This window comes from Chryseobacterium sp. TQ-BC-N36, assembly GCF_058382295.1.
In genome coordinates this window covers 4467916-4484174 of the sequence record NZ_CM178175.1, presented here as the reverse complement: position 1 = coordinate 4484174, position 16259 = coordinate 4467916, and the positions used below count along the sequence as shown (strand labels likewise).

At 37.8% G+C, this 16259-nt stretch carries 15 protein-coding genes and 3 tRNA genes; 1 reads left to right on the top strand and 17 read right to left on the bottom strand.

Features of this window, described 5'->3' with window-relative positions:
* Positions 1-337: 337 nt before the first annotated feature.
* The 8 genes from AC3FI7_RS20210 to AC3FI7_RS20175 form a co-directional block, all read right to left on the bottom strand.
* Entirely contained in the window at positions 338-1360 is a 1023-nt protein-coding gene (locus AC3FI7_RS20210) for a soluble NSF attachment family protein (protein WP_142724189.1), read from the bottom strand.
* Entirely contained in the window at positions 1353-3047 is a 1695-nt protein-coding gene (locus AC3FI7_RS20205; protein ID WP_491460777.1) for an APC family permease, read from the bottom strand. Before AC3FI7_RS20205 ends, AC3FI7_RS20210 begins: the two co-directional genes overlap by 8 nt.
* On the bottom strand, positions 3037-5415 hold the full coding sequence (locus AC3FI7_RS20200; protein WP_491460776.1) for a hypothetical protein: 2379 nt from the start codon (positions 5413-5415) through the stop codon (positions 3037-3039). Before AC3FI7_RS20200 ends, AC3FI7_RS20205 begins: the two co-directional genes overlap by 11 nt.
* Positions 5406-6149, bottom strand: a complete 744-nt coding sequence (locus tag AC3FI7_RS20195) for a hypothetical protein (RefSeq protein WP_491460775.1) — start codon at positions 6147-6149, stop codon at positions 5406-5408. The genes AC3FI7_RS20200 and AC3FI7_RS20195 overlap by 10 nt, the downstream gene beginning before the upstream one ends.
* Positions 6122-7255 (bottom strand): AAA family ATPase, encoded by a 1134-nt coding sequence (locus AC3FI7_RS20190; RefSeq protein WP_491460774.1) that lies wholly within the window; start codon positions 7253-7255, stop codon positions 6122-6124. The genes AC3FI7_RS20195 and AC3FI7_RS20190 overlap by 28 nt, the downstream gene beginning before the upstream one ends.
* Positions 7256-7267: 12 nt before the next feature.
* On the bottom strand, positions 7268-7849 hold the full coding sequence (locus AC3FI7_RS20185) for a DUF4919 domain-containing protein (RefSeq protein WP_491460773.1): 582 nt from the start codon (positions 7847-7849) through the stop codon (positions 7268-7270).
* On the bottom strand, positions 7836-8492 hold the full coding sequence (locus AC3FI7_RS20180) for a hypothetical protein (RefSeq protein ID WP_172617044.1): 657 nt from the start codon (positions 8490-8492) through the stop codon (positions 7836-7838). Before AC3FI7_RS20180 ends, AC3FI7_RS20185 begins: the two co-directional genes overlap by 14 nt.
* 246 nt (positions 8493-8738) lie before the next feature.
* Entirely contained in the window at positions 8739-9131 is a 393-nt protein-coding gene (locus AC3FI7_RS20175) for a VOC family protein (protein WP_142724195.1), read from the bottom strand.
* Positions 9132-9394: 263 nt separating this feature from the next.
* Here AC3FI7_RS20175 and deoD point away from each other — a divergent pair, with 263 nt between their 5' ends.
* The gene (gene deoD / locus AC3FI7_RS20170; RefSeq protein ID WP_041462068.1) at positions 9395-10105 is read left to right on the top strand and encodes a purine-nucleoside phosphorylase; all 711 of its coding nucleotides are present in this window, start codon (positions 9395-9397) and stop codon (positions 10103-10105) included.
* A gap of 52 nt (positions 10106-10157) precedes the next feature.
* Here deoD and AC3FI7_RS20165 read toward each other — a convergent pair whose 3' ends face one another.
* From AC3FI7_RS20165 to AC3FI7_RS20125, 9 genes are all read right to left on the bottom strand, one after another.
* Positions 10158-10943 carry a TatD family hydrolase gene (locus tag AC3FI7_RS20165; RefSeq protein WP_491460772.1) on the bottom strand — a complete coding sequence of 262 codons (786 nt, stop codon included), beginning with the start codon at positions 10941-10943 and terminating at the stop codon, positions 10158-10160.
* A 7-nt stretch (positions 10944-10950) separates the two neighbouring features.
* Positions 10951-11778 (bottom strand): SIR2 family NAD-dependent protein deacylase, encoded by an 828-nt coding sequence (locus AC3FI7_RS20160; RefSeq protein WP_491460771.1) that lies wholly within the window; start codon positions 11776-11778, stop codon positions 10951-10953.
* Between the two features lie 19 nt (positions 11779-11797).
* A tRNA-OTHER gene (locus AC3FI7_RS20155) sits at positions 11798-11867 on the bottom strand.
* 4 nt (positions 11868-11871) lie between these two features.
* Positions 11872-13803, bottom strand: a complete 1932-nt coding sequence (locus AC3FI7_RS20150) for a hypothetical protein (RefSeq protein ID WP_491460770.1) — start codon at positions 13801-13803, stop codon at positions 11872-11874.
* Complete coding sequence (locus tag AC3FI7_RS20145) at positions 13790-14311, bottom strand: hypothetical protein (RefSeq protein ID WP_491460769.1); 522 nt, start codon at positions 14309-14311, stop codon at positions 13790-13792. Before AC3FI7_RS20145 ends, AC3FI7_RS20150 begins: the two co-directional genes overlap by 14 nt.
* A gap of 192 nt (positions 14312-14503) precedes the next feature.
* A tRNA-Asp gene (locus AC3FI7_RS20140) sits at positions 14504-14577 on the bottom strand.
* A gap of 3 nt (positions 14578-14580) precedes the next feature.
* Positions 14581-14652, bottom strand: a tRNA-Gly gene (locus AC3FI7_RS20135).
* Between the two features lie 88 nt (positions 14653-14740).
* Positions 14741-14869 carry a hypothetical protein gene (locus AC3FI7_RS20130; protein ID WP_491460768.1) on the bottom strand — a complete coding sequence of 43 codons (129 nt, stop codon included), beginning with the start codon at positions 14867-14869 and terminating at the stop codon, positions 14741-14743.
* 1 nt (position 14870) lies between these two features.
* On the bottom strand, positions 14871-16103 hold the full coding sequence (locus AC3FI7_RS20125) for an SDR family oxidoreductase (RefSeq protein ID WP_491460767.1): 1233 nt from the start codon (positions 16101-16103) through the stop codon (positions 14871-14873).
* Between the last annotated feature and the right edge of the window lie 156 nt (positions 16104-16259).

Here is a 16259-nt window from a genome sequence, read left to right as displayed (position 1 = left end):
GGCGCAAAATAATATCAAAAAATGATGCTTTAAAACACGAGGATTTTATCTGCGATAAAATTTAATACCACTAAAAATATATTTCTGGATAATGCAATAATTAATAAGTTACCCTGCTGAAAATCTTTGATTTTCTTGCGTCTGAAAAATTATACATTACATTTATAAAATCTTCGCGTCTTTGCAATTCCCAACAAAATAGAATTGCAATACTCTCATAAACGAAGTTTTTATTTTCCAAAATGATTATTTTTAATGTGCTAAGGGGAATCAATTAACATTCATTTGATGAAGCAAAAGCGTTTTTAAATATTTAAATTCTTCAATCTTTGAATATTTAATTCCTGAACATTTTATTTCTTCCGGTCTTGAATCTTGAAATATCTTTCAGGATTACCTGATCATCGGGATTAAAATATTTCAGTTCGTTTACAATTTCAGAACGGGTCGCTACTTTTTCGGCTATGATTTCATAAGCTATATTCCTTGTGACTGTATGTAACTTCGGATCTTTTCTGAATTCATATTTCATGGCATCCAGATACATAATTTTTTTATGGGCCGGAGTTTTTTCATACAAATCCCGTATTTCTGATTCCAGTTTTTTAATCTCAAAAATATTGGCAAAATAGTTATTCAGACAGTTGAATGCATCTTTATCCTCTTCCCATCCTTTCAGCAGTACTTTCTGTGCCTCCTCAGGTTTTTCCATTTTCTTACGGTATACCAGTGAAGCTTTCACCATCTGGTTATTCCCCGTATAATCATCCGCTACTATTTGGTAATAATGATGGGCATTTTTAAGATCATTGATTTCTTTATAGAGATCTCCTACTTTTTCCTTCTGTTCCATTTCTTTATAAAGGTCAATGGCTTTTTTATACTGCTTAGCTTTTTCGTAGCAAGCTGCAGCATCAGATTTATTATGCAGTTTTTTAAGATATACTACGGCTGCTTCGTTATAAAACCCTCCATTTTCCAGGGTCTTTGCACCTCTGTAATTATCCTGCAGCAGATTCATATAAACTCTTGCCGCTTTTTTATAGTCATTTTCAGCAATATATTTCTCGGCCAGTTCTTCATATTTACTTCGGATTCTGTCAAAAAGTGAATTTTCCAGATAGAAACTGCTGCTTCCGCTGCCTTTTCTTCCTGCTGCATTTCTTTTATTCTGCTCTTTATCTTTTAAAGAGGTGATCACAAGAAGAATGATGAAGGCTACAATTAAGAAAATGCCTAATGTTCCGACCACACTCCAGAAACTTTCATGGAAAAGCTGGGCAACAATACCGATAACTTTGAGCATTGCCAACAGCACAAATGCTGCCATAAATTTATCTAAAAACTTCTGTTTATTCATCGTCATCGGATTTTAAAATAGTTTTATCTTCCCTGAAAAGGCGATAAAGAATTAACAGCACTCCTATCACCAGAACCCAGACAAACCAGTTGTATCCGAACATTTCTACCAAGGGATAAAACAGATACACCAGCATCGCAACAAGAATTGCAATTAAAACAAATTTCACCCAGGCGGGCACGTTATCTCCTCCAAGGTTCAGGGATTTATTTTTAAACAGGAAAGAATACAGCCCTACCCCGGCAATCATCAGGATTACCATATACAGAATATCCGAAACCGGAGCTTTTTCTTTCAACGGAGTTCCCTCTGTTCCTATACCTTTTACTTTCGATTTGTCAATTGAGGCTGAAGATGGATCCACAATATCCAGGGTTCCATAGAGTTTTCCCAGAGAATCTGCCATCAAAGCTTTTTTCCTTTTCAGAAGATATTTTACTACATCGCCATTTACTGGTTTTCCCTTGGTATACTGCTTCAGGGAATCTGAAATTTTACGTTTCAGCTTTTCCGTTTTCTGTTCAAGATGTTTTGTGATTCTTTTGGTATAAATGGTTTTAAGAGAATCCCTGCTTTGCTTTTCTTTGTTAACAAGCTTACTGATATCTCTTCCTATTTCACTTACATCTCTTCCTCCAGCTTTTTTATAATTTTCTTTGTCTTCTTTTGTTTTGGACTCTATAATACCGGCATTGATAAGCTCTTTGGATAATCCTTTTCTCTGCTCATGATACATTGAATCTATCTTCAGATCGATTTCTGAAGTTCCAGACTGAAAAGCAATCATATCCGATGGTGCTTTTACTGCATTGTTTGCTATAGTTCCCGAAGAAGTAGTATTTTCTTGCTGCTCCTGATTATTTTTATCTGAAGGCAAAGCAATCCTCAGCACAATGGCCGCAATAATGACAGCCCAGAACACCCTGTGGAAATTCCTTGTTCCTGAGCTCCCAGTTTTTCCATCGGCTCCGCCAAATAGTCCTTCCAGCCAGGTAAATTTTCCGAAGCCATCTCCTCTGGAAGTTCCCATAATGTCAAGAGGTATACCTAATTCTACTGCGCGTTCAGGGTATTTTTCTATATACTTTAAGTACTTTTCTATTTCTTTTTTATTCCCGGCCATTACTTTTTTAAGGTCAAAAGGCAGGTTGTTCATCCATTCTTCTTCTGTTTGTTTGGGCTGTAATGTTTCCATGACTTTTTCGTCATCCATTTCAACCGTATAGCTTTCTATTTTTTGAGGAATCGAAACACCATTCAAAGGTTTCCTAACACTTTCATTGATTGTTCCGGGTTGCTGAATTATTGAAATCCAGTCGATTTCTTCGGACAGTTTTACCAATCCGAATTCAGGATGCATAATCAGGAAACGGGAATCAAGCTGTGCCCAGTCTTCCGGATTGATCTTAGGATAAAAAGTAGTGTTTTCAGGGATGAAAAGTCTGTCATCAACACATTGAAAATAAGCGTTCCTTCCTATTTCCTGTGGAGCATAGTCATTAAAAATAAGAAAATAGCCATACAGCACATTGGGACTATTGGCCGGAATAGCGAATGATCTTGCCTCATGTAAATTGATACCCAATATTTCCATTTCCTGCAGCCATACCACGGGTGAAGAGCCTCTGAGCAGAAGTCCTTTTTTAGGATAGTTATTTTTCGGGAAAGGTTTTATTCTAAGCTCCATAATCCAGAATCTGTTCTATAAACGGTTTCAAAAACCTGTCACACATATCATCCATTGTTCTTACCTTCAGCAGGGCGTGTTCCGGAAGATAATATTCTGATCCTCCGAATTCGGTATAGGTAGCCAGCGACAGGAAGCCGCCAAGCGTAGAGGGAATAAAAAATTCTTCAATACTCTTGTTACTGCTTCGGAAGGTCAGCATCCCGCGTGCATCTGTAATCATTTCACTTCCATCGGGAAATGTAAATTTATTTTTGTTCTGCTCGGCAAAAATTTGAATATCATATTTATTTTTAGAAAAATACAGTGTGTTTTCAGAGGCGCTGTACAATTCATTGCCTGAAATAACCAGATTTCCATACTGGTTGATTCCGATCTTATTGAAATTATTGATAATCCGCAACCCACTCCCTTTTAGTTTTGCAACTTCCGCTTCTGCTTTTATTGTATTTTTTTCAAGTTCTTTCTCTTTTGAAGTGATAGTTTCCACAGAGATATTCCCATCGATATTGATTTTGTAATGGTTTGAATTGTCCGGATGATGCAGATAAAAGTTTCGTCCAAAATAAATCAGTTTATAAAACGCCGGAATGTTCATCCCCGTGAGATTCTGTTCGGAATATTCCCCAGTGTTAAGATTAAGCTTTGATATCAACCTCTTATCATACTGATACTGACACAGAATAAAGTGCTGCTGCCTGTTCTTTGCCAGAGCAAACTGTCCTCTGGGTTTTATAGAAATTTTATCAAATAACACTTCACAGCCATGATGTGTTTTATAATAATCGTAAGAGTGCCTGTCGTAATAGTTATCAGAAAGATAAGTCTTCAGCAACTGCTTTTTTGAACTCAGAATGAAAAACTCTCCTTCATACAGGAACTCAGAGATCTTATTAACGGGCGTCGGAAACAGGATAGGATAGTTTTGCGGAAGGTCTGTTTTCTTTCCGTTGAAATTTTGAACAGATCGTTTTTGCTGAGGCGGATTGGCCCACAGCTCCTGCAATGGAAGTTTTATTTTCTGGATATGTTTTCTGGTTCCTTTGTGATGTTTGTAAAAATTTATCTCACCATCCTCAGTGGTGGTCACCAAAAATTTCAGCTTATCCCTGTTCTCGTGTACAATCCGCTGTATTTTTTCATTCTCCATATTATCGTGATGGGTGATGAAGAATACCTCAAGATCTTTTTCTGAATGCTTTTCATTAAAAAACTTTTCCAGGGCTTCAGAAACTTCCAGCACCGGACTTACCTGATTAAGACTTTCCACCACTTCTTCCACTTTATTGAGCGAAACAGGAACCGTTGCCTGTCCTAAGGTAAAAACTTTACATTCGGAGTGGGCTTTCGGATGTTTGATCACGGCAATGGCAGAGGCAAAAGCCAATACTTTTGGGGTTCCCCAGTTTCTGAGGGAAGTATCTATCAGGATAATTCTTTCAAAAATATTTTCTTCAGGCGGAATTTCTCTTTGAATATAAAGCGCCTCATTATTCGCCACACGATTCATAAAGACGTCATCTTCGTTGGCAAATTCGGAAAGGAGCATTCTGTGAAAATCTCCTTTGTTGGTCATATCGGAAATTCCTCCGATAGGCTGTTCACCGGGAGAAAGATGGCGCATTGGGATTTTCAGTCCGCTCCAGATTCTTTTGATCAGACTTCCTACCTGAAATGTTTTCGGTTCTTCAATCAATTCTTTGATAAAGTCTTTATCTGTATCTGCTGTTGTTTCTTCTTCTATTACTTCATCATCCAGTTCCGGTTCATCAATCAGTCCTTTCATGGCATCAATGATAGACTGTACTGTAGGAAACTTTTCATTCAGATTCAAAGCACTCAGATCTTTGTTCAGTACTGATTGGCTTGCATCCTGCTTTTCTGCACTGATGGCAAGCTCCTGTGGTCTTTTATAATAGATTTTTAAATTAACATCTGCTAAAAGAGAGGGTATCTTGTTATGACCATTGCTGAATAAAGTCTGCAGCAATACAATTCTGTTCTGTTTCTGCTTATAAACTTTGGGAAGGGACTGTATCTTTTCAAGGAATTCAATTTGTTTTTCCACGTTGAATTCAAAATCTTCCCCGCTGTAAAATTCAGCTGTGCGTTTTAAAGGTCCTGCAAAATCTGCATAACCCTCCTGCATCGCATACAGAATCATAAGCAATGCTCCAAAGGGAGGCCATCCCTGTGGCTGAAGTTCTTTGAGAATCTCCATCACATAAGGCCTGTAAGCTATCGCTCCCACTCCCGGAACCGAGAGGAGATTGTTTTCATGATAACCGGAATCACCGGGAACATCTTCATCAGTTTTCCATTCCCAAAAGTAATTTTCATAGGACTGGAAATAAGCCTTTAATTCCATTCTCTTGATTTTTCTGTCAGACGGAATGAGCTTACGGATAATGGACGGAAATCTGATTCTTTTACTGAAAGATAATTCCCATTTTCATCCCATAACAGCCATCCTTCCTGCTCTTGATTATATTTTTGCTGTAACAGTGTGCTTAGATTTTTAAATTCAAAATCCAGACCTGCCGGCAGTAAATGCCTGTCTTTGGTCCAATAGGTTTTCCCGGGAAAACTCAATAACGGAACTCCTAGAAATAAGGCTTTATTTCCTAACACCGTCCATTTTATTTTTTCAAGCTTAAACTTTGGTAATGCTGCGATGCTTTCTTTGATATCTGCTATATTGCTTAGTAAAGCGATTACCGGCTGCTCCTCATGGCTTTCTTTTAATTTTACCCGAACCTGTTCCTGAATTCCAAAATAGTTTTGGTTGGAAGGTGGCAGACTAAGCTGTAATGCTTTATCTATAGGTATCCAAAGCAATGCGGTTCTCATTTTTTTACTGGGAACCAGAGCCTCTTTTTTGAATAACAATCCATCACGTAGTTCATACAAAATAAAATCAGGCAACTGCTGTATTTCCGAAGCTTCCGCCTGTTCACCGGTAAAACCTTTCAGCCAGATTGTTTCTTCATCTACGGCAATCTGAATGTTTTTCCAGTCTCTGATTGAGCCCAGAAAATCTTCATCCGCACGGGGAAGTTCCGCCCAGAATTCTTTTAAACGCTTTGAAGAATCTTCTGCCATAAGCTTTCAATTTCCTGCTGTATATACTGCTTCTGTTCCGGGTTTCTGATCCAGTCGCAACGGGTCTGCAGATACCTCAGTTTATCTTTAATTACATTCTGCTCTTCAAAACTCAATGTTCCTCCATTCCATTTTTCCACCAGAATCTTTACGTCTTTCATCACTTCCTCAGGATTGGGTGTTTTGTTCTGCATCGCCTGCGGATGGGAATCCGGATGATCATCTTTCTCGATTGTCCTGTTGATGATTCCCTCCAGAATTTCAATCTGTTCTTCTGTATCCCAGATATGCTTCAATACCCACAGGTCTGAAAGCACCGCTTCTTTTCTACCACAGATCAGAGCACTTGCTGCAATCAGGTTCTGAAGTTTTACGGCTCTACGGTCCGAAATAGCAATTCCCGTATTCCTAAGTGTCATGATCGTATTCAGATAAACTTCATAAATCGGTTTAAGATCTATGGTTCTGCACAGGTTTTGTAACTGCCGGATTTCATCGGCATGAATTTCGGGAATTTCCGTTTCTTCTTCATTTTCCAGTTTTCTTCCTGCCAGAAGGACTTGTTGTAAAAGTTCCGGATTCACATAATCGACATTAATTCTTACCAGAAAACGGTCAAATAATGCGTTCAGCGCTTCATCTTCCGGAAGAACATTACTTGCTCCTACAAACATCAGTGCAGGTAAGTGTTTGGTTTCCTTTCCCCGTTTAAAGATTTTTTCGTTAAGCGCCATCAGAAGGGAATTCAGAATAGCAGAGTTCGCATTGAAAATCTCATCCAGGAAAACCATGGAAGCTTCAGGCATCATTCCTTCCGCATTGGTCAAAAGTTCTCCTTCTTTCAGCTTTCTGATATCAAAAGGACCGAAGATCTCGTTCGGTTCTGTAAAGCGGGTCAATAAATATTCAAAGTTTTTCCCGTCTTTCACTGTTTTCGCCAGCGTTCTGACAATAGCTGATTTTGCAGTTCCCGGGGGACCGTATAAAAAGGCATTTTCTCTTGCCAAAAGACATATTCCCAATAGGTCTACGACATCATTTTTTCCTACAAAAGTATCTTTTACGTAGTTTAAAACTGTATTGAGTTGATTGATATTCTGATTCATTGATTTAAAAAATTAAAATTTCCACCACTTTTTCTTCTGTGGCTTCTCTTCTGCTTTATTTTCTGCCTGTTCATTTCTTTTGCTGAATGAAAAAGCAAGTCGCTGATAAGGCACTTTGATATCGAAGTACAGCTGTGTCCCGTCATCCAGCGTGAGTGCATCCATCATCTTATCTCCGTCCCTGACCAGACTTTGTGATACGTCCTGTTTATTAAGATGCTGCCTGATCAGATCTCTTTCATCGGAAATTCTTGTGATAATATAGGGGGAATCCTTGGTTCCGTCTCCTGTTTTTTCAAGGCATTCAAAAATAATCTGTGCTATGGTCATTTCAATGCTTCTCCCTTTTTCATCGCCCAATTCCTTGTAAGCAAAATATTTATAGATATGTGCTCTTGGGCTTAACAAAATATTGACATTGACATATTGTATAACTTCTTCAAATTTTGCATCATCAAGCAAATCCTGGATATTTTCAAGGTCTTCCGAATAGGGATCATATTCAGGATCGTTGATCACCAGCTCACGGCATTTCAGGAATGTTTCTTTTGTCGGGTCTGCTAAAAATTCAAATACTTTCTCATACGTTTTCATTGTGGTCTTCGGTTATGGTTTTTAGTTCTCGCCAGAATGCGTTTTTGTGCATTCCGAATTCGGCTGTTAGTAGTTTATTGATAAACGGAATTTCTGCCAGTTTATAATCTTTTTTTTCAACAATTCTTTCCAGATAGAGTTTCCTGTAAGTTTTGTCTGCCAGTTCTTCCTGCCAGTTCACATCTTTCAGATCAAGATCATATCCTATTCCTGAATAGTGAAACCCGGTCAGAATATTTTCCAGCATAGCAATCAGCGGATCTTCAGGGTCAACTGTATTTAAAGCAATAATGATCTGGGGCAAAAACCTCAGCGATAAATCTGCAGATAAGATAGAAGAAATATCTCTTGTTCCTTTGAATCCGGGAATAAGTTTTTCAATATTTTTCTCTGTATTTTCTCTGATCAGATAGAGCTGTGCGCTATGATAGAGCACTTTTGCAGCCCATACGGCAGCCTCTTTGTTACAGGATAATTGGTCTGACAAAAACTCAAGCCGTTCTTTTTCGAATTCTGTTTCAAAATAACCTCCTGCTTCCTCCTCTTCCTGAGGGGAGATTTGCTGTAAGCCTGAAAAAAGAGTAATACATTCTTCCTTACGAAGCAAAAAGATCGTGTCTAAAAACGGTGACTTGGTTTCCATGATCTAACAAAAATAAAATTATTTCGTTGAGAATAAAATTTTTGTTGGGAAGATTCGTGTTAAATATGGATTCTTTTTGACGGTTACGAGGTTGGAAAAACGCAAAGGCGCGAAGAGAATAAGTCTTGTAATTATTTTTAAGGCGCAAGAAAATCAAAGATTTTCAGCAAGGCTATCCCTTTTTGCGTCTTTGCGTTTTTAAAATCATCAATAGATTGCTTCGTCGTTTAAGCTCCTCGCAATGACTTACTGTGATACAATTTCAATGATATTATTTTCCGGATCCAGAATGACACTTTCATAATAGCCGTCTCCTGTTGTACGTGGTTCTCCGGCAACTGTATAGCCGTCTTTCCTTAACACTTCCGTAAGTTCATCTACTTTTTCTTTACTGTTTACCGAAAATGCAAGATGGATGATTCCATACTGCTGGGATTCGTATGAGTTTTCACTTTCTTTGATATCCGGTCTGGTCATGATTTCAAGACGGCAGCCATTATCAAAACTTAGAAAATAGGATTGAAAGTTTTTAATAGGGTTATGGTATTTTTCATTGGAGACCGCTCCAAAATATTTCTGATAAAATGCTCTGGATTGTTCAATATCTTTCACCCAAATGGCAATATGCTCGATTTTCATTTTAAAATGTTTTAAATGTTTTACTTCTGCAAAAGTAGCCCGGCTGTTTTCACGATACCTGCTCCTTATTATTATTTTATTGTTTTGTATTTACCGGATTATATTTTGAATAATGTAAAAGACTTTTTATATCATCTCATTTATAGCACTTATTGCTAACATCTTATGTATTCTGATCATGACAGGCAACTTCATTGTTTACATTGACGCAATACCTGAAACAATCTAAAAGTTGTTATCTTTGCCCTATTCAAAATAACATTATGAGTATTCACATCAGTGCAAAAAAAGGAGAAATTGCTAAAGTAGTATTGCAGCCGGGGGATCCGCTTCGTGCACAGTATATTGCTGAAAATTATTTAGAAAATGCAAAACTGGTAAGCAAAACCAGAGGTATCTTTTACTATACAGGTCTTTATAAAGGAAAGGAAATTACTGTAGGGGCAAGTGGAATGGGGTTCCCAAGTATCGGGATCTATTCTTTTGAGCTGTTTACAGAATATGAAGTAGATACCATCATCAGAATCGGGACTTGCGGTGCTTACAATACGGATCTTAAACTTTTTGATATTTTAAATATTGATAAAGCTGCCAGTGAAAGTACTTATGCTAAATACGCATGGGGAATTGAAGACGAAATCCTTTCTCACCAGGGAAATATCTTCAATACCATTAATGAAACGGCTAAAGAACTATCCTTAAACGCAAAAGCAATCAATATCCACAGCAGTGACATTTTCTACAGAAAAGATCCTGCTACTCCGGAAATTGCTACAAAATATAACTGTCCTGCAGTAGAAATGGAAGCTTTTGGTTTATTCGCCAATGCTCAGCATTTAGGAAAAAATGCAGCGACTATTCTTACGGTAACGGATATTATCCCTACCCACGAAAAAATTTCTGCTGACGAAAGAGAAAAAGCTTTGAACCCAATGATGGAACTGGCTTTGGAATCGGCAATTAAGAGTTTGTAAGAACTAAATTCATTATAAAAAAAGAGCTTTACTTCATCAGTAGAGCTCTTTTTTATAGTCTGAAAAAATTTCTGGCAGTCTCTGTAGTTTCGTCTGCCACTTCGGAAATGCTGATCTTCTTCAGATGGGCAATGGTTTGTGCCACATAAGGTAAAAATGAAGGTTCATTCCGTCTGTTCTGTATTCTGGGCATGTTTTTCGGAAGCATAAAAGGGGCGTCCGTTTCAATCATCATCCTGTCAAGAGGGACATATTTTATAACGTCTTCAAGGTGTTTAAATCTTTTCTCATCACTGATAGCTCCTGTAAATCCTAAATAAAATCCTTTATCCAGATAAGTTTTTGCTTCGTTCAATGTTCCGGTAAAGCAATGTACAACCGCTGCCGGTAATTGGGAAAGATATTCATCTGTAATCTCATTAAATCTTTTAAATGCGGATCTTTCATGGAGAAAAAGAGGTTTATCCACTTCTATAGCGAGTTCAAGCTGTGCCTGATAGCATTTTTCCTGAATAGGTCTGGGAGAAAAGTCACGGTCAAAATCCAGCCCGCACTCGCCAACGGAAACCACATGATCCTGTTTTAATAATTTTCTGAGTTCAGCGGTACTTTCTCCGTTAAATGACTTGGCATCATGAGGGTGAATTCCGGCTGTTGAAAATAGAATTTCCGGATATTCCTCTGCAATTCCGGCAGATTCTTTGCTTCCTCTCACGCTGGTTCCGGTAAGAATCATATGCTCAAGCCCGTGATCCAAAGCACGGTTGATAATTTCTTCGTGTTCATTATAGAACTGTTTATTGGTCAGATTAATACCAATGTCAATATAAGTGTTCATTTGTTTTTTACTTTTTTATTATTTCCTGAATTATTGTTTTTAACGTTGGTAATGCTGATGTACTGCTTTCCCGAATTGAATAAAGTCTTTTGCTTCCTTTCAGAATATAATCGAAATAGGTATCACTTTCAGGGTTGACAAGGACAATCCACCTGGCTTTGATTTTTACTGTTTCTACAATATTGACAGGCAATGCAGTAGATCCCGAAGTTCCAATAACAAACAAAATATCGGTATGATCAGCAATATCATAAGCAGTATCAAAATAATAATATTTTTCATTATATGACTCATCAAACCATAAAGTATGAGGTCTTAGCCAGCTTCCGCATTTTTTACATTTCAAACCGTCAAGATCTTCTGATGTAAGATCTTCTGTATACTCTTTCTGCTTTACATTTTCCGGAAAGTCAATAGGTTCACTGCATTCTTTTGAGCAGCGTACTTTCTGTTTATTTCCGTGGATTTCATAAACCTTTTGGGTTCCTGCTCTTTGATGGAGACCGTCTACATTCTGGGTGATTAATTTAAATCTGTCGCCCAAAAGATTTTCAATTTCCGTCAGCGCAAGATGTCCCTTGTTGGGTTGGGCTTCAGCTATGAGTTTTTTCCAGAAAAGATTATACTGCCAGACTTCTTCTGTTTCCTGTCTGAAATATTGTAAGGTTCCGAATTCTTCCGGACGGTGATATTTTGTTCCTTTAATCCAGATTCCATCAATGGAACGATATGTTGGAAGTCCGCTTTCAGCAGAGATTCCGGCTCCGGTAAGAAAAGTGACATATCCTTTTTTCTCTTTAATGATGGTATGTAAAATTGATTCTAATTCTTCCATGATTTTTAGTTTAAAAAATAGAAACAGACCGGGTTCGAACCGATGACCTTCCTTTGAGTGGAATGTTTTTCCAGTTAAACTACTGTTTCTTGTTTATGTTTCTGCTCTCAGGAGATTAAAATACTCTGAAGCCGTCAAAGGCCTTATTTCTCCGGCCGGAGCTATTTTTTCCTTCAATTCGCAGATCAGCAAATCTCCTTGTCTTTTCAAACATCTGATATATGGAATCAGATTACTGTGTATTCTGAAGGTAGATGCAATGGCCGTTAAAGCATCATCTTTATACTCCTGTTCTATCCACAGCCAGTGTTCTTTTTTGGTGGAAGGGCACCAGCATTTCACAGCATAGGAATACTGCTGTCTTCCCCCCCATACAAATATTCCTAGTTTCTGATTTTCAACTTGGTGAACTTCATAACGGTTGGTTTTCCTGATTAACTTTTGGTTTCCGTTTTCATCATATTCAATATAATCAACTTCAATTTCTTTTTCATTGATTTTTTGAGCTTCCAGTTTTTCCATCAGATTTCCTACGCCATAATAGCTGAAACAGAAGAGTTTAAAATTCCGATTTTCTGCATTAAAAAATTCTTCAAACTTCATCGGTTCCACTTTATCCCACAGGCTTTCAATTTTATTTAAAATCTGTGTAAAAAACGGAGTATCAAAACTTTCCCACTGTCTTTCATATTCACGCGTCACAAAATTCTGAAAACTGCTGTGCCGCAATTTTAAAATGGCAATCAGCTTTCTCAAAGGATAACTTTTTTCATGAATCATAAAATGGAATGGCATCCTTGAAACAATGAACTGATCTTTTGTAAGATAGATATTATTATTAATTTTAAAATAAATATTCTTTGCAATCTGTTCAAAACCGTCATAGGTACTATACAAATAATTGTTGATACAGTTCAAAACCAGAAACTGAAGCCCCTGCTGTTTTGAATCACCCCATTCTCCAAGATATTCCAGTGATTTAAAATCTACTTGAACGTCCGCATGATAAGGAATCTGAATTTTCCCGTTAATTTTCTGAAGGTGTCCGAAACTGCCGCTTTCGTGGATGATCAGATCACCTACTTCAGCAATATTGGGAGCAATGGTTTTGAACGCATTGAAACTTCCTTTCACGTATTGAAGTGCATGCAGATAGCAGGTTTCAGAACCATAATACTGGTAGTTCCCATTAATATCTGTCAATACCGGAAATGCAGCTCCACTTCCACCATTGATGATAACATGTCCACATTTCTCAAGCGCCTGAAAGTTAACATAAGAACCACTTTGCAGATTAATGCTTCCGCTGGCTTCCTGAAGTTTTGGAAACAAAACTCTTGTATTATCCAGTCTCAGATTACCAATCAGTTTTTTCAGTTCCGGAAAATGATGGGTAAACCTGTGTCCGGATGCCTCATTACATCTTATTCTAAGCGTACCATGAACAAATTCCAGATTCGGAAATGAAATATTCTTACCTACAACATTGATCTTACCCCGCATTTCCCGATGAGGAATCACAATATTATCTCCAATGATATTGATATCAAAAATACCATCCTTCAGAAGCGCATCGGCCTGAAACTGGTACTGAACAGGAATAACAACTCTTGTTTTCAGCAACTCACCATTCCGGGCATATACCTTAGTATTTTTTACAGAAACATATCCACCGGTTATTTCCAGATTTTTAAAGGTAGCATCTATAATACATTTGAAATGGCCGCTTACTTTTCTAAGCTGATCCAGTTGGGTACGGCAATGCATTTTAAAATATCCTTCCACTGTTTCAAGAAATGGAATTTCACAGTTCGGTGCATCAATAGAAAGATTTCCTTTAATGTGTTTCAGTTCCGGAAACCGGCAGCCTTCGCCACGCAAAAGCAGGCTTCCTATTATTTCGGTGCAATGGAAGGTCATATTTTTAGCATATACCTCTATCAAAGCATATTCATCAAAAACAATATTCGCCCAATCTTCTTCAGAGAATATTTTGTATCGTCGTATGGTATCAGTCGTAGGCATTTTCTATCATTTGGGTTATCGGGTTATATTCCTGCTGGATATATTTTACAAAGCAATCACTTTCTATACGGAGCATTTTATGTTCATTATGAGTTATAAAAGCATCTTTTGCAATCAGGAATGTTTCTGTAGTTCCATTTTTAGCATAGATATGATAGTCTTCTGCTTTCATCATGTGCTGATTGCTTGTTTTCTCAAGACAGTATTCTTTATAGCCTTTGGTATATTCTGCCAGATTTCTAATTCTGTTCAGATAGTTTCTGTTGGATTTTCTTTCTCTTCCTGTTGAAAAGTATTCCGGTATATTTTCATTTTTGGTTACAAGTGTATCTTCAAAAGATTCCTGTTTAATTTCCAACGGAATTACTTCTGTCTTTCTAACCAGATCTGTTTTAGGAATTCTTGGTCTCGTAGTTCTTTCAACCGGTTTTCTTTCCTTCCACTGCATAGGCACTGGAACTTTTACTTCATCAATGATGTTCAAAAAAATCAATAAATCTTTAAGCATGGTATTATTTTTTAAAATGAAAGCCAGACAGACCGGGATCGAACCGGCAACCTATCCTTCAGGGATATATTTTTCCGTCTTAAACTGCCGCTCTGACTTTCGGGTTAGGGAGATAAGCGTGATTCGAACACGCAACCATTCTGGGCAGGAATTATTTTTCCATTTAAACTATTATCTCCATTATTTAAGTTGGGAGTACAGCAGGACTCGAACCTGCAACCTCGTCCGTGACAGGGACGCATTCTTCACTGTTGAACTATGTACTCCTGTGAAACGGGCGGGAATCGAACCCGCAGCCTCTGGCGTGGAAGGCCAACGCTCTTCCGTTGAGCTACCGTTTCAAGAATTGGGAGATAAGCAGGAATCGAACCTGCAACTCATTTCAGCAAAATGTATTTTTCCATTATTACTATTATCTCCGTATGGATTTTACCAGGTATGAACTTTATAGTTTTTCAATAAAACTCCACTGAAGTAATTTCCTTTTATTCCTTCCATCACAGGATGCAGAATTCTGGCTGCACCATCCACAGAGTCCAACGGTGGAATGTAGCCCATCTCAAACTGCTTCTTTCTGAGGCTTTCCTTCTCCTGTAGAAATCCATCCCACATCTACGGCACTCATATAAATCTGATCATTTTCAAATTCTTTTGCAGAAGTAAGAGTCATCATATTCAGCGCCGCTTTTGTCATATTGGTGTGCGGGTGGAAAACCGTTTTATTTTCGTAGCTGAAAATTCCCTCTGATGAGGTCACATTAATGATAAATTTTTCATTAAATGCTGAGTTTTTCATCAATGGTTTCAATTCTTTGATCAGGAAATAAGGCGCTATGTGATTGATGAGATTCACCTCTACCAGTTCGTACATGGAAACCTCTTCCAGCGTGGAATTCCAGCTTGTTTTTTCTCTGTTATCCACAGGCTGTCCGAAACGGGTAAGTGCCACTTGTGTTTCTTCATGATAAGCATATTCCAGTTTCGCAATTTCACTTGAAATATCTGTCTGATTCGGGATCAGGGTCTGAATATTTTTAAATTCTATCAGCTTTTCTTTTTCACGTTTTATTATAGGAAGGTAATATTCATCAGGATATTTTATGGTCTGTGCAGCATTATTGATCAGGATATCCAGTGTATCAAAATTAAATTGATAGAAGTTTATAAAATCCTGAATAGCCTTTAAATTTCTTAAATCCAGACCGTATATCCACAATCTGTCTTTCCAGTTGTCATAATCTGCTTCCTGCTGCATAAGCTCCATCGACAATGCCGGGAAACGGGTTGTCAAAACCAGATTGGCCCCGCCTCTTAACACCTTCAATGCGGTGGCAAAACCTACTTTCACTCTTCCCCCTGTCAGAATTACATTTCTTCCGGTAAGATCTGCCGTTTCAAAACGTTTTTCATAATTTTCTTCAGCACATACAGGACATAATCTGGAATAGAAAGAGTGCGCATACTGATAGCTCTGGTTACAGCAGTAGCAGTTTTTGGGAATCTGAAGCTTTGTAAGTTTCACTTCTTCCTTTTCATCATCATAAAAAGCAGAAACGCCTGCCAATGCTTTCCGCATCAATATTGAATTGGAATTTACGGCCAGATCATGAGATTTCATCTCAGAATAGTTCTCATAACGGCTTTGTTTTTTGGCGTTTTTATGAATTTTTGTAATCAGTCCTGAAAATGTCTGATTATCAGGATTCAGGAAAGGATTTTCCTTCAAAGCATTCAAAACTTTGAGGCAGTTTTCCCATTCTTCGGTTGAAAATTTTTGATCTGATTGATTCATAGCTTCTGTTTTATGTCTGCAAAACTAGAAGCTCAGTGCGCAATGTTTTTACGTAGTAAAAAAGAAGATAAAAAAGGTGGAAAAGTAAAATCTTCCATTAAGGGCAACGACTAAGGAAATGCTGCTATTGCTTAAAGGAACCTGCAAAATCTGCGA